We start from the raw sequence: 15,022 nt of genomic DNA on the forward strand, positions 1-15,022 counted from the left end.
GGTTGCATCTGTCAGCTGACGATGTCATTGTGCGGGGACAGCGCGAAGCACTCCACCAAGCTGTGCTTGGTTTTTAGGTGGGTCGCTCAGAGGGTGGCCGTAGTTGACGCGAGCTTCCTGTTGACGGCTCACGGCATGGGTTTTCCTCTCCCGAGATCTCAGGGTTGAATCGCACCATGAGCTCGGCTGGTGCGATCGGGCACTGGTTGATCGCCTCATAGCGAGTTTACGAGCTCGGCCCAACATCAAACACTAAGGTTCGTTTGGCAGAAAGCCCGCTTCGAGATCATGCGGCTTTTCGGTGAGAGCGTTGCGCGCGGCGATGAGTTCAGTCGGGGCCTTCTCCCAAGCTCGGTGACAAATGATTCCAGGGACGGCATCGTGACCGGTTACCTCTCTGGCAGCGGCGAGAAGAACCTGCTTCTGACATTGCCAAAACGTACTGATGGGAGTCCGCGTGCTGGAAGCTACTCCTCGCTTGGAAGGAGGTAAAGCGCACCCGAGTCGGCGGCAATGGCCATAGGCCTCTCGCGGAGCGACGCGAGCGATTCGACGCCCTGCTGGAGCGGAAGCACCTCGGGCGAGCTCATCGCTCGGAGCCTCCCCAGCAGCGAGTCGGTGATACCCTCGTTGAACTTACCGAGGTCCTCACCCGCGTCGGAGAGAGCGTCGTCGACCGGTGTGAGGTCACCGATGGGTGTCATCGAGAGCAGCCCGCCAAGCGCCTTGCCCGCCTCGGAGATTCCGCCAAGTATCGCTGAGTCCAGGGAGGCGCGTGAGCTCGCCTCGACGGCTTCGTAGCACTCGGTGTAGAGTTCGCGATACGCGACTCCGTGAGCGGAGATTCGCTCGGCGACCGAGCGGAGGTAGGTAGCGTCGGTGTTGCCGCTTAGCAGCGGCTCAAGGAACGATGCAAGGGCATTCGCATAGGTTGCTAGGCGGTATTCCGCGAGGTGGTCGACGAGCTCTCCCAACCTAGCTTCCACCGCAGCGCGGACTTCAATGGGGCCGCCGGCGAGCTTTCCCCTAACTTGGGCGCGCTGGAGTGTCACGGCGGCGTCCGCCTGCTTCCTTACCTCGAGTACCTGTGCGTGTGCGCTCTGGAGGAAGGTCACATTCCCCCAGTTGAAGCGATAGTCCCGTGCGATGTCCGCGAGGGCCTGAAGAGCTCCCCTGAGCTCAGCCTTGTCGCGCTGGCGAAGGTACTCGAACATCTCCTCTTGCGTGCGCTGGATCGAGTCGAGCTTCTGTGTGATGACCATGAGGGCGGCGGCCATGGCGAGCGTCGCCGGATCGAACGCCACGACGGGCGCCTGGGCGGCGTCGGCGACGTGGAGGCGCGCCTGGGCGAAACCCTTCTCGGGGTCTCGGTACGAGGCAAGGAGCCCCGTGCCGTCCTTGAATGCCTGGAGCACGGAGGGGGATAGGGGAGAACCTGCGGCATCGGTCACCGTGAAGAGCACGGGAGCGGTAGCGGCGGCGACGGCCGGCGCAATCGCCTCGGCGAGCGACGCAAGACCGGCGCCTAGCGCTGGGAGCTGGTCTAACGGGATACGGAGGGCGTTGTCCGCCTTGACTTCAATATCAGTGGGCACGAGCCCCAAAGTGAGCTCTCCCGGACGCTGAATCTGCTTGCTCTCTGACATTGTCCGTCCCCTCGCCAGCCAACTGAGCCGATACGGTCATTCTATTCCTAACGGAATCTATGCTGCTTCGGAGTAGCGCTCGGCGATGTACTTGTATATGTTCCTGCGCTCCGTCTTGAAGGTCCTACGGGTGATTTCGGACTCCTGCTGGAAGTGCAATCCTTCTGAGTCGTGTTCCTTTCTCGTTAGAATGGCGAGCGCCCCGTCGTTCTTCTGGCCAACATGATGCAGCTCGTAAGGATACCCGTCAGCGTCTCGCGGCGCATACCCCTGTTCCATTAGCCAGAGATTGGTGTGCCCGTCCGCATCGATTTTCCTCTTGAGGTCGAGGTCCCGGGCAAGGACCGTGCGCGTTCCCTGAGGCGTCTTCACGGTGCAGGGCTTGAGCCCGGCATTCTTGTACACGGTGTACTCGTCGATGTTCCGCATATCTCGTATGACTGCGAGAGGGTACCGCGACTCCATCTGTACGGTTGCTGCCTCGCTCATGGTGAGGCCGCTCTTCGTAGCGCTTCGAAGGAATGAGGCTTCAGCGAGCGCTCCCGTTGCGGCTCCGATGATCGCCCCCGTCTTGTATCCTTCGCTCGCGGCGAGCGTTGCGGAGCGTATGGCCTCATCTGCATCGCCGGTTTCCAACCCCGTCGTGATGCCCGCAACTGCGCCGGACACCGGCGCCTCAATTGCTGCTCCGACGATTGCACCCTTTGTTGCAAAGGTAAAGATGGCAGTGATTGCCTGCGGGGCGCCCACCGCGGGAGCGACGACGGTAACCGTTGCGAGCACTACAATCACGCCCGTACCCATGGCGACGTTGCGGGCGACCTCGTCCCACGTCTGGTCGTAGCTCACGAACTTCTTGACAACCGTCTGACCGTCCTGTGCTGTGAAGACATAGGGGGTGTCTCCAAAATGGTTAATTACATCCTCGAGCGAGTAGCCAAAGAAAACGTTGCCCAAGGAGTTATAGCTTAGCTCCTCGATGTACTCTTGGGATACATAGGCGGCCTCGACCTCCTCAACGAGATACTCGTCTGAGGAGAGTTCCGATACGAGCGACTCGTAGACGCCTTCCTCGAGAGACTCAACAAGCTCTGGGTCATCAAGTGAAGCGTACTCGTCCGCATATTCGTAGGATTGTGGACTGGAGAGGGCCTGGGCAGATGCTCCGCTGGAGCATCCCGTCAGGACGAGGCAGACGGAGAGAAGGACGGAAAGCAGTTTCTTCATCGGTCGTCTTCCTCCTCGTCCTCGTGTGAGACTCCCTCACCTGAAGGAGGCAGCCCAGCACCTCCGGCTTTCCTCTTTCTGTGCATTGGGACAACTCCGAGCACCACGACGATGGCAATGGCTAGCGCCACTCCTGCAATGGATGTCAAGCTGCGAGGTGTCTCGCTCTCTGAAGCGGTGTCCTGGTCGATGTGAGCCGGTGCGGAGACGAGCCTGCCGTCATCGTCGATGGTCTCGCCGGATGCAATTCTCTGGTTGATTTCCTGGATGGGGAGGCCTGTGACGGCGTATGCCTTTAGAACTGGGTCGTCCCCTACATAGATGACTTTCTCCGTGGTTTGACCCGTGTACTCGTTCGAGGCAGTTACCGTGTAGACGCCATCTTCGGTGTACATATCACCGTCTCTTGCAGGGCCATTGAACCTCACGTCTTCGACAAGGCCGTCGGCGCCGGGCGCCATGACCTCCCTCTTGACGTAGATGTCGAGGTACCGCGACCTTGCGAGATCGAGATAGAAGCCGTTCTGTGCATAGGATTCGTTGGTTAGCTCGGAGTGGGTTTCCACATCAAACGGGAAAACCATGCAGTTGCCGTTGCGTACGGCGAACTTGAAGCTAATTCTGTAGTTTGAGAAGCCGGGTACAATAGACACGGGGCCGACTTTTCTAGGATCATCCTTTACCTCGTAGTCGAGCGCCACCTCGTATTCGCCCTCCTCGAAGAGCTGAACCTCAGTGTCCGCCCCCTGCTCGATTCCAGACAGGTAGTCGGTGTAGACCTGCGGCTCCATTGTCTCGTTCTGGTAGTTTGTCTGGCGCACAATGAGCGTTCCGCGTCCAAAGTCTGTTCTGGGGACCCCGAGAGCCTCGTCTGATCCGTTGTCGTCATCGTTTACCGATAGTGCGTCGTTGTCGTTGAGGGCGTTGATGTTCTGATCGAGCCTAAAGGAGAGGCGGATCTGGTCTCCAGCGACCTTTAGGAAGACCGGGTAGCCCTCAGGGCTTTGCTCTACGCTTGTATAGCCGCTTACGATGAACTGTCCGAGTCTCCAACTGAAGTGCGGGTCATCTTGGCCGATTTCATTTGCCTCTGCATATCCCGTGTCGAGGCCGGCATTGACTGCGTCACCGAGGTAGTACATCGAGGTGTCCGCGACCTCCTCGGCGTAGGCATGAGGGGTCGCCACGAATAAGGCGGCGAGGAAAGGCAGCAGCAAGCAGAGCACTCTCTGGAACATATGGGCCCAATCTCTCTGAAGACCGGAGTGCACAGAAGTGTTGATTCGATTCAAGATGCACCCGGTCATTTTACAGGGTCCAGGTGGGCTTGTATGCGTCGAGGGGTACGACGCCTCCCAACAGGGCAGGGATTGTCGCAGAATTTTCAATTCACGCTGTTGCTCAGGCAGCACGGGAGGAGTTGCCGTACTTCGATGATGTCAACACGCGGGTGGACATGTCGCCCTACGGGTGTCGGTGTTCGCGGACGCATGCGTCATCCTGTCGGCTTCGCAGCGCTCTCGGCGTCCGCCGCGAGGGTCGCGAGCGGCGCAACATCCCATCATCACCCGCGGGTAGGCGTGACAGCTCAGCAGCTCATTCGCCATAGCGTAGTGCGCGCTGCCACGTGCAATGGAGCGGAGGCGAGTGGGCTGCGGTCGACCCTCGATGATGAGCGAGCCGTGGTGGGTGTGGCATCTCAGAGCTGCACAGACTCTTCTCGCCGCGTTCTCGCCATGGGCGACACGTTGTAAAATAAGAGATTAGAGATATATATGCAGTCCTGACACTTCTTTCTTACCTTGAAGGAGCCAATATGGCTATAGCGGCGCCCAAATCATATGACACCTCGCTCGGCGAGCTCCTCGAAGGGGTTGGCAAGGGGACGCATCAGCTCCCGGAGTTCCAGCGCAGCTGGACGTGGGATGACGGGCGCATCAGGAACATCATCGCGAGCTTAACGCAGGGGTATCCGATGGGCGCGCTCATGAGGCTCGAGTGCGGAGGCGGTGAGGTGAGGCTTAAGTACCGCGCCTTCGAGGGAACGCACGGCATTTCCCGCGAGCCCGACTACCTCGTCCTCGACGGCCAGCAGCGGCTCACCTCGCTGTACTGCTCGCTTTTCGGGAAAGACCCCGTCAGCACCTCGAACGAGCGCGGCCAGAAGCTCAGCCGCTTCTACTACCTCGATATGCGCAAATGCCTCGATCCGGAGGAAGACCGCGAGGATGCAGTCATCTCCATATCGGATAAGCGCGTCGTCACCGAGGACATCGGTCGCAAGGTCGTCCTCGACCTCACGAGTCGTGAGCGCGAGATCGAGGAGCTCATGTTTCCCGCAAACCTCGTGTTCGACTCCCAGGAGCGTGACGATTGGTTTACAGAGTTCATCGAACACTATGGTCTTAAGTCCGGAGAGTACGCCCTCTGGAAGCACTTCAAGGAGGATGTCCTCAGGACGATGGAGGACTACAAGATTCCGGTCATCACCTTGGACAAGACGACGCCCCGCGAGGCGGTCTGCAAGGTCTTCGAGAACGTGAACACGGGGGGCGTCTCCCTCACCGTGTTCGAGCTCGTGACGGCGGCCTTCGCCACCTATGACTTCGACCTGCGCGGCAACTGGAACAAGGTCGTGCGCCCGCGCATCTGCGCCGAAGGCAAGGACATCAGAACGGATCTCATGCAGGGCGTCGACGAGACGACGTTTCTGACCTCCATGACGCTCTACACGACGTATCGCGCAAAGCGCGCCGGCACCAAGGGCAGCACGAGCTGCAAGAAGAAGGACGTTCTGGCGCTGCGCTACGAGGACTACGTCGCCAACCTGGACGCGCTGCTGGACGGGTTCGACATGGCCCGCGACCTGCTCATCGGCGAGTGCGTCTTCCGCATGCGCGACCTCCCGTACACCACGCAGCTCATCCCGCTCGCAGCCACCTGCGCCTACATCGGGCGCAAGACGTTCGACCGGCAGCCGGTGAAGGCGACCCTCCGGCGGTGGCTGTGGTGCGGGATCTTCGGGGAGATGTACGGCGGCGCCAACGAGACGCGCTACGCCAACGACATCGAGGACCTGGTGGCGGAGATCGAGGGCAAGGATTCCGCGATGCGCACCGTGAACGCCGCCTACTTCCAGTCCACGCGCCTGCTGGGCCTCCAGACCAGAAACAGCGCCGCCTATAAGGGCGTCATGGCCCTCGTGTTCCGCGAGAACTGCCTCGACTTCGTCGACGGTGCCCCGATGACCATGGTGAAGTCGATGGAGACCCCGCCGGACATCCACCACATCTTCCCGCGCGCGTACTGCGAGAAGACAGGGCTCGAACGGACGAAGTGGAACTCTATCGTGAACAAGACCCCGCTCATCGCGCGCACGAACCGGGAGATCGGAGGCGTCGCGCCCTCGAAGTACCTCCCGAAGATCATGAAGGATGAGCAGGTCGACGGTGACGAGCTCCGCAGGCGCGTGGAGTCCCACCTCGTAGACTACGACGCGCTTGCCGCGGATGACTTCGATACGTTCTTCCTGGATCGCGCGAAGAGGCTCCTCGACGTCATCGAGCAGGCCATGGGCAAGGAGGTGCCCGACAGGGCGTCCGACGAAACGGTGGCTGCGTTCGGTCGTGCCCTGAGCTGACCGTTGCGCACGCCCCGTAGGCGCAGAAGGGCGGTGCGCTATGCACCCGCGGTGTCGCAAACCATCCCCACGAATCAGAGAGAAGCCGCTATGGAGACCAGTGACGTTGCCGAGTACGCTCACAAGCTGAGGCTTGCAATCGAGGAGCGTGGTGCCGCCGCACTCGAGCGCGACGATTGGGCAGTGCGCTTCCGGGAGCTTGGATTCGAGATGGATTGCGGTCACTCGTATGAGGAGCTTTACGGGCTCGCCTTGTATGACGCACGGGGACTCAGGCGCGAGCTTGCGCACATCGACGACGTGCAGACGCTCGGCAACGCGGTCTTCTCGCAGTGCCGGTACATTACGCACTGGTCGATGGGGCCTTGCGAGCGAGAGCTCGACTGGCTGGAAATCGCGCTTGGTCGTCTCGAGGAGCTTGCCCGCGCTGTATAGTCGTCGACCGGCTCGCGGAGCGGTATCGGCTTCAGACTGATTCGCGCTTGCGCACCACTCATCGAGCGGCGATTGGCTGCTTTGGTAAAATCGGGGAAGCCACCAAGACTGGCTTTTAACTGGAGATCGTTCGTCTATTCCAGGGGGCCTACCTCGATGATTCGTGAGCTTCGCGTTAGCGGTTTCCGCATCCTCAAAGACTTCGTCTGGGAGCCCAAGGAGGGGCTCAACATCCTTGTCGGCGCGAACTCTGCCGGCAAGTCGACCGTCCTGGACGCTATCGAGCTTGTCACGCGCGGGAGCATCCGCGGCCAGGGCGCCCGCCGCTCCCTGTCGCCCGACTGGTTCAACAAGGACATCGTCGACGCCTTCTTCCAGGAACTCGGCGGTCCTTTGGAAGGTATAAACGTCCCCGAGATCAAGATCGTCGCAGTGTTCTCCGAGGACTGGCGCCTAGCAAGGATCACCGGAGCCAACGACCCTGACAAGAAGTTCAAGGACGCGCCCGGCATCTACATCACCTACTCCGTTTCCCCGAACCTGCTTCCCCAGTTTCTCGAAGAGTGCCGGAGCATCAAGGAGGCCGGCGGACCTTTCGTTCTTCCGACTGACTACTACGATTGCTCCTGGCACATCTTCCAGGGCGATCCGATAGTCAGGCGACCTAACGGGGTCAGCTGCACGCGCATCGATACTATGCCCGAGCCCCGTTCTAGGGCCGTGGACGCCTACACGAAGAGCTATGTAGGCGAAGAGCTCGATGACGATAAGAAGTTTGAGGTTGCCAGCCGGTTCAGGCAGGTTTACGCGCAGGTCGACAGGGATATCCTTGCGGGAATCACTGTCAACTGCTCAGGGAGAGGCGATCTCGGTCTCCAGATTGACAGGTCGCCCCGCACGGACTGGACCAACTCGATCGTCCTCCACAGGGACGGACTGCCACTCTACGCGCTCGGCAGCGCAGAGCAGACGCTCACGAAGTGTGCCGTGTCGCTTGAGAACGCCGATAGCGAGTCGATCCTTCTGCTCGAAGAGCCGGAGTGCCACCTCTCCTACTCGTGGCTCAACGACCTCGTCGGGGTAATCGCTGATGCCGCCAGCGAGGACAGGCAGATCTTCGTCACCACGCACAGCCCCTTCGTCCTCAACAGGCTCGGCTTGGACAGCCTCTCCGTGATGGCCGAGGGAAACAGCCCGAGCAGGATAACCAACCTAAGCAAGGATACCGTCAGCTACTTCAAGCGCCTCAGCGGATACGACACGCTCCGGATCGTGCTGGCAGACAGGTCGGTGCTTGTCGAAGGTCCCACCGACGAGCTTGTCTTTGACTGGGCGTTCCGAAAGAAGCGCGGCAAGCTGCCGCACGAGAAGGGCATTGACGTCATCGAATGCGGAACGTCTCACAAGCGCCTCCTTGAGTTCGCAAGTGCCTTGGGGAAAGGCAGGGTGGCAGCGCTTCGCGACAACGACGAGGAGGACCCTGATTACTGGGCCGGGCTCGCCAAACCCCACCTCTCGAACGTCAGGGCGTTCTTCTGCGGCGCACTCGAGGAAGGGAAGACGATCGAGCCTCAGATGATCGAGGCGAACAAAGACAAACTCCAAACACTTGCCTCAATCGTGAGGAAGCGCGGCAACTCCACAGACAATCTAGAGGAGTTCATGACGAACAACAAGACGGAGTGGGCGCTCAGGCTGCTGGAAGCCGACAGGAGTGAATCCGAAGTTTTGGACATACCTTCGTACATCCTGAACGCCATCAACTTCATAGACCCCGCTCCGGAAAGCGCCGAGAATGAATGACGCCGTCGTCGCCGTCGCGGGCTGGGGCAAGACAGAGGAGCTTGCGAACGCGGTGGCACGAGAGCCGAACCCTGAACGCACCCTCGTGCTCACCTACACGGAAACCAACCAGCGCGAGGACACCCTCAGGATCTTTCAGAAGACAACCGGGGCAAAACGCCACGCGTCGGTAACGGGATGGAAGGCATTTCAGCTGCACGACATCGTTCGGCCGTACCTGCCCCTGCTATATCCAGGCATCCGCCTCAGGGGCCTCTCGAATCGCGACGTGGATCTGGACAAGCACCCGGGCGGCTCGGACAGATATCTGACGAGGGACGGGGACGCCTACCCCAGCCTGCTCGGCAAGCTTACTCTCGACGTGATTGACAGCAGCAAGGGCGCTGCGATCAGAAGGCTCGAGCGCCTGTACGACTCGATCTACATCGACGAAGCGCAGGATCTCAGGGGCAACGACCTGTGCGTTCTCGAAAGGCTCCTCAAGTCGAGCATCGACGTCCACTTATTCCTTGACCCCCGCCAGTCGACGCTGAGCACAGCAGAAAAGGACCGAAAGTACAAGAAGAACTACCCGAACGCAGAGGTGATCAAGCTCTATCGGGAATGGGAGGGGAAGGGCCTTCTCGACATAAGATACGAGAACGAGACGCACAGGAGCATCGCGCCAATCGCCGCGCTCTCCGACATCATAGTCGGCGACGAGCTCGGGTTCGGCCCCACCGTAAGCGTTGTCGAGCCGCGCGGTCGGCACGATGGGATATACATCATTGCCAAGTCAGACCTGAATCGTTACGTGAGCGAGTACGGAGCGACTCTCCTTGCTCTGCAAAAGAGCGAGAAGTACGGGATCAGCGACTCGATGAACTTCCGTAAGTCGAAGGGCATGACCCGCGACGACGTTGTTATCGTCACCACTGGCCCCATCGAGAAGTTCCTTACTTCGGGCACAGCGCTCAGGCCGGCGAGCGCCTGCAACTTCTACGTTGCCGTAACACGGGCAAGGTATAGCGTTGCTCTGGCAGTCGAGAATCCTGAGAGGGTATTCCGCTCGATTACCGGTAAGGGATTGGCGGGGGATGACATACCAATTAAGAAGTTGTATTAAAAAGTTGAAAGAGCGTACCTAGGGTTGACCCTAGCTTCGAAGAGAGCCTTTGAGCGGAACCACGTTTTCGCGTCTAGTGGGATGAGGAAAGAGTCTGTTGAGCCATGCTCCAAAAGCTGGTTGAGATTAATCATAACCGCGTTGGCTGGTTTCCCAACGTAATTCGGCGCCAGATAGAGTTCCTAGGGTGCCATTACCTTTAGTCCGAAGGCACTCAGGAATGTCATCGTGTTCTAGCTGAAGGTTGCCAAGAACATCTTGGAGCGCCCCATGAGAGCCTGCTGTTCTCAGCGTACTGTCTCCCCGGCTTCGCTTGCTACCCGATTCGGTTCAAGGGAGACCTCTCAGCTAATGGTTCATCGATACGTGTCTCTGAGCATGGAAGGTGCCTCGCTAAACTTGGGAACCGAGTAGGAGTGTCTTGCAGACACCTTCTCTTGGACATTTCTAACGCGGGGGATGGATTACCGTATAATCTGGCTATCTGCCTTTTCGTTATCGATGGGCCTACATATTACCCAGAATTGCGACGGCTCAGAAACCCCTCTCTTTCCCTGAGCGCCGCAACGCTCTATCCGTCGCCCACCGCGACGGGCGGAAGGTGCTCGATGAGTCAGCAGCGGCTTCAACTGACCTGGTACAACAAGGACATGGCGCTCATTCCCACGGAGGACGGTCGCTACGGCTACAGCTGGGTCGACCCCTCCGACCCTCGCTATTGCGAGACGCGCGTGCTCGAGCTCGACGAGTACGTGACGGGCGAGCAGACCCCCAGGCAGGAGGGCGTGACGTACTCGGAGCGCGCCGACCTGGAGCCGCAGGGCGACAATCTCATGGTGCTCGGCGAGTCGGGGGATGTGCTTGAGGCGCTCACGCGCACGCCGGAGCTTGCCGAGAGGTACGTCGGCAAGGTGAAGCTCGTCTACATCGACCCACCGTTCAACACCGAGAAAGCCTTTCCTTCTTATGAGGACAATCTGGAGCACTCAATCTGGCTAACCATGATGCGAGATCGGCTTCTAAACCTGAAAAAGCTCATGAGCGACGATGCGACTATCTGGGTGCATATTGACGATGTTGAGGTCCATCGCATCAGAATGTTGATGGACGAGGTCTTTGGTGCAGGACAGTTCCTCTCGGAAATAGCTTGGGAGAAGACTTTCAAGCCACGAAACGATAAGAAAGAACGTGAGGGTTTCTCTTCTCGGCATGACATGATTCTGGTATATGCGAAAAGTAATTTAGTTCAATGGAACAGGCTTCCTCGAACAGTTGCGATGGACTCCGCATATAAGAATCCAGACAACGATCCCCTTGGACCCTGGACAAGCGCTCCTGCAACAGCGAACAAGGGAGACGGTGCCGGAGGCATGTGCTACGCAATTCAAAGTCCGCTGACTGGCAAGATGCTTCGTCCCCCTCGAGGAGGGCACTGGCGTTTTGGACAAAGCGATATGTTGGCCTGGCTGAATGAATGGGCTCCCTGCCGCTTGGAAAATCTTCACGATGAAGAATGGCGTGCCGACAATGAGGGCGTTCCTGTCTCCAAGGTAAAGCGGGACGTTCCCGCCATCGTACTTGACTGCACAACCGAGGAAGCAAAAGGATTTGCCAGGGCGCGCCTTGCCTCAGGAAGTTGGCCTCGGCTGTATTTGACCAGTACAGGAGGCTTTCGTTCAAAGTCATATCTGGCAACAAAACCGGGCAGGGTACCAGAAGATTGGTGGCCTTATCTGGAAGTAGGGTCCAACGATGAGGCAAAGAGTGAGATAAAGGCCCTCTTTTCAAATGAGAAGCCCTTCGATACGCCTAAACCGGAGAGACTGCTCGAGCGTATCATTCACATCGCTACAAACCCCGGCGACATCGTGCTCGATTGCTTCGCGGGTTCCGGCACCACTGCCGCTGTTGCACAGAAGATGGGGCGACGCTGGGTAACCTGTGAGCTGCTCGAGTCCACGTTCAGCAAGTTTGTGCGTCCACGCCTCGAGAAGGTGATAAACGACGAGGACCCCGGCGGCGTCACCTCCGGTAGGCCCGAGCGTGTCGCCGCCGAGGGTGTGGAGTTGCCCGACGGGGTGAGCCCGTACGACGCGGCGAGGTTCACGTCGGTCCTGAGCAGGCTCGTTGCCGACGATCCCGGCCTCAAGAACGATGAGACGATCAAGCTGCTCAAGAGGATGACGAAGACGCGCAAACTCAAAGGCACAGTCAACTGGCGGGGTGGCGGAGGCTTCCAGGTCGCGCACCTTGCGGCCGCATGCTTCGACTACGACGCAGAGCTCGACCGCGTGGTCCTCACGGAGGCTGCTACAGGGGAGTTGCTCGTGAGGTCTGTGGCAGCGAACCTCGGCTTCACCATGCTCCCGGACGGCGAGAGGGGCGCGTTCGACGCCCGTCGCGGCAAGACCCTTCTCAGGGTGCACGAGGGCGTCGTCGACGAGGCGCTCGTTGACGACCTCGTGGCCCAGCTCTCCGAGGGCGAGTCGCTCGTCATCGCCGCCACCGGCGTCGCCGACGGCGCGCGGGAGCGCCTCCGCAGGGCGCGAAGGGGCTCGCAGATCGTCCACGTCCCAGACGGAATCTTCTCCTACTCGAAGGGGGTGGGGCTGTGAGCGGGCGCCTGAGCATCGAGTACGACTCCAGCCTGATCGACTCCATCAGCGCCGACTTCGATCTCCGCAAGCCGAACAGGGACGCCCTGCGCGAGCTCGTGTTCGCCCTCGACGGAGACTACGACCCCGCGACCATGCAGATCCTCAACCTGGCGACCGGGGCGGGCAAGACCTACCTCATGGCGGCCTTCGTGGAGTACCTGCGCCGGCAGGGCGTCCGCAACGTCATGATCGTCACCCCCGGGAAGACCGTGCAGGTGAAGACCGTGCAGAACTTCTCGCAGGGGTCGAGACGCTACATCGAGGGGAGCCCCTGCCCGCCCGAGGTCGTGACGCCGCAGGACTACTCGGCCTGGGTCGCCCGCAGCAACGGCGCCTCGCTGCTCAACTACGGGCGCGACGTCCCCGTTCTCGCGTTCATTTTCAACATCCAGCAGCTCATCGCTCCGAGGAGCCTCGAGGGTGACACGCGCGGAGGCACGCAGGACGCGCAGAGGAGGAGGCCCAGGCGCTTCGACGAGAGCGCGGGCGTGCTCTTCGACTACCTCAGGGAGCTCGATGACCTCGTCGTCATCGCAGACGAGTCGCACCTTTACAGCGAGAGCGCAGCGGCGTTCAACTCGGCCCTGAGGGAGCTCGACCCCGCCGCGAGCGTCGGGCTCACTGCCTCGGCCATGCCCGGGGACCACGTCATCTTCCGCTACCCGCTGTACCAGGCGATCAGCGACCGCTACGTGAAGGCTCCCGTCCTGGCGTTCCGCAGGGAGGGGTACGGGGCCGGCGGTGCGCCCGAGGAGCAGCAGCTCGCCGATGCCGTGCATCTGCGGGCCAACAAGCAGCGCTACTACGACCTCTATGCCGAGCAGAACGGGAGGGACCACCTCAACGCGGTGCTCTTCGTCGTTTGTGCGGACACTGACCACGCCACCCAGGTCGCGGAGCTCCTCCGAACCCAGCGCTACTTCGGAAGCCAGACCTCCGTTCTGCAGGTTGACTCCAGGCACGACGACGATGCTACCGAGTTTCTCCTCGAGAACCTCGACGCGCCCGACTCCCCGGTCCTCGCCGTGGTCTCGGTAAACAGGCTCAAGGAGGGCTGGGACGTCAGGAACATCGCCGTCGTCGTGACGCTTCGCGCCATGGCGTCCGAGGTGCTGACCCAGCAGACCATGGGGCGCGGCCTCAGGCTGCCGTTCGGACGGTACACTGGCGTGCTGCAGATCGACCAGCTCGACATCATCTCGCACCAGTCCTTCGTGGAGCTTCTCAGGGCCGAGAACGTGCTCGAGCAGTTCGGCCTGGACGACGCCGCGTCCGAGGCCGAGCGACCGGGGGTCGAGGAGGCCATCAGGGGCATCGCCGGCGGCGGCCACGGCGGCGAGCCCGACGCCGCCGGGCAGGGGGCCGTCGGTGGCGCGGGAGGCGGCGAGTACGCCGACGCGGAGGAGGGCGCTCCCCCTGAGGGTCCCTCCTCTGGCGCGGGCGGGCCTGGCATCGGGGCTCGCGTCATCGGCGAGGGCGGGATTCCCGCCGACGTGCCGCTCCCCTCGGCGGCGAGGGTCGGGAGGAGCCCCTCCCTCGCGGGCGTCTCCTACCTCTTCCCCTGCACGAGGGTCCAGATGTCGGACGTGACGGTCTCGCTCTCCGACATCGACGAGGGAGACATAGAGCGCGCGGCGGCGCGCGTCACCTCCACGGGCGACGTCCTCATTCGCAAGGAGATCGTCGCCGCCCTCGGCTCCGGCGTCAGGGTGCGCGACACCGAGAGCGCCGAGGTCGAGAGCGTCCACATCGAGGCGGGCCAGGCAGAGGACGCGCTCGTGAGGCTCGTCATGTCGGGGAACCTCATCACCGTCAACCGGGAGAACAAGCTGCTGGCGAGGCGCTACCTCGTGAGCACCTTCATGCGGCACGTTCCCTTCGAGCAGTGGACGGTGAAGTCGCTCGCGTCCGCCAACGACGAGCTCGAGAGGCTCGTGAGGGACTTCGCAAACGAGGCCCTGCGCAGGCGCACCGAGGAGACGAGCATCGTCCCTAGGAGGCTCCCTGCCGCCGACGAGCTCAGCGTGCCGCTCGGAGAGACGGTCCACGAGAAGGTCGACTCGCGCTCGGAGTTCGCGCGGGGGCGCTTCTACACGGGGTGGATCAAGTCCCTCTTCGAAGCAGAGTCCTTCGACTCATACACCGGGGAGTACCTGCTGGCGCGCCTCCTCGACACATCCCCGCACGTCGTTTGGTGGCACAGGCTCCACCCGCAAGACGGCGCCTGCATCTACTACACCCCCAGGGACCGCTACTTCCCTGACTTCGTGGCGCTCGACGATGAGGGCGTTCACTGGATTATCGAGGGCAAGGACGCCCGGGGCCGCGAGAACGACGTCGTCCAGCTGAAGCGGAGGGCCGCCGAGGGCGTCGTGCGTCGGCTCATGGCCCACGAGGACTTCTGCGACGAGCAATGGGGCTACCTTATCGCCTACGAGGACGACGTGGTTTCCTCCGACTCGTGGAGCGACCTCAGGGCGAAGTCGAGCCCGGTCCAGACTAAGTAGGA

Annotated in this window: 9 protein-coding genes; 6 read left to right on the plus strand and 3 right to left on the minus strand. The window is 61.0% G+C overall.

Features of this window, described 5'->3' with window-relative positions; translation table 11 throughout:
- Positions 1 to 467 precede the first annotated feature (467 nt).
- The 3 genes from B5F79_RS03155 to B5F79_RS03165 are packed head-to-tail and all read right to left on the minus strand — an operon-like array spanning position 468 to position 4,090.
- Complete coding sequence (locus B5F79_RS03155) at positions 468 to 1,646, minus strand: hypothetical protein (RefSeq protein ID WP_087217456.1); 1,179 nt, start codon at positions 1,644 to 1,646, stop codon at positions 468 to 470.
- Between the two features lie 57 nt (positions 1,647 to 1,703).
- Positions 1,704 to 2,873, minus strand: a complete 1,170-nt coding sequence (locus B5F79_RS03160) for an HNH/ENDO VII family nuclease (RefSeq protein WP_087217457.1) — start codon at positions 2,871 to 2,873, stop codon at positions 1,704 to 1,706.
- Entirely contained in the window at positions 2,870 to 4,090 is a 1,221-nt protein-coding gene (locus B5F79_RS03165; protein WP_158094827.1) for a hypothetical protein, read from the minus strand. Before B5F79_RS03165 ends, B5F79_RS03160 begins: the two co-directional genes overlap by 4 nt.
- Positions 4,091 to 4,689: 599 nt before the next feature.
- On the opposite strand from B5F79_RS03165, the gene B5F79_RS03170 reads away from it, so the two are divergent.
- The 6 genes from B5F79_RS03170 to B5F79_RS03195 all read left to right on the plus strand — a co-directional run bounded on the left by B5F79_RS03170 (position 4,690) and on the right by B5F79_RS03195 (position 15,020).
- Positions 4,690 to 6,513 (plus strand): GmrSD restriction endonuclease domain-containing protein, encoded by a 1,824-nt coding sequence (locus B5F79_RS03170; protein WP_087217459.1) that lies wholly within the window; start codon positions 4,690 to 4,692, stop codon positions 6,511 to 6,513.
- Positions 6,514 to 6,603: 90 nt separating this feature from the next.
- Entirely contained in the window at positions 6,604 to 6,948 is a 345-nt protein-coding gene (locus B5F79_RS03175; protein WP_087217460.1) for a hypothetical protein, read from the plus strand.
- 156 nt (positions 6,949 to 7,104) lie between these two features.
- On the plus strand, positions 7,105 to 8,751 hold the full coding sequence (locus tag B5F79_RS03180; protein WP_087217461.1) for an ATP-dependent nuclease: 1,647 nt from the start codon (positions 7,105 to 7,107) through the stop codon (positions 8,749 to 8,751).
- Positions 8,744 to 9,856, plus strand: coding sequence for a hypothetical protein (locus B5F79_RS03185; RefSeq protein WP_087217462.1), 1,113 nt, complete (start codon positions 8,744 to 8,746; stop codon positions 9,854 to 9,856). Before B5F79_RS03180 ends, B5F79_RS03185 begins: the two co-directional genes overlap by 8 nt.
- A 608-nt stretch (positions 9,857 to 10,464) precedes the next feature.
- Positions 10,465 to 12,471: a site-specific DNA-methyltransferase gene (locus B5F79_RS03190; protein WP_087217463.1), complete on the plus strand. Its 2,007-nt coding sequence runs from the start codon at positions 10,465 to 10,467 to the stop codon at positions 12,469 to 12,471.
- Positions 12,468 to 15,020 (plus strand): DEAD/DEAH box helicase family protein, encoded by a 2,553-nt coding sequence (locus tag B5F79_RS03195; protein ID WP_087217464.1) that lies wholly within the window; start codon positions 12,468 to 12,470, stop codon positions 15,018 to 15,020. The genes B5F79_RS03190 and B5F79_RS03195 overlap by 4 nt, the downstream gene beginning before the upstream one ends.
- Positions 15,021 to 15,022: the final 2 nt, after the last annotated feature.

Source organism: Olsenella sp. An285, assembly GCF_002159625.1.
GTDB classification, from domain to species: Bacteria; Actinomycetota; Coriobacteriia; order Coriobacteriales; family Atopobiaceae; genus Thermophilibacter; species Thermophilibacter avicola.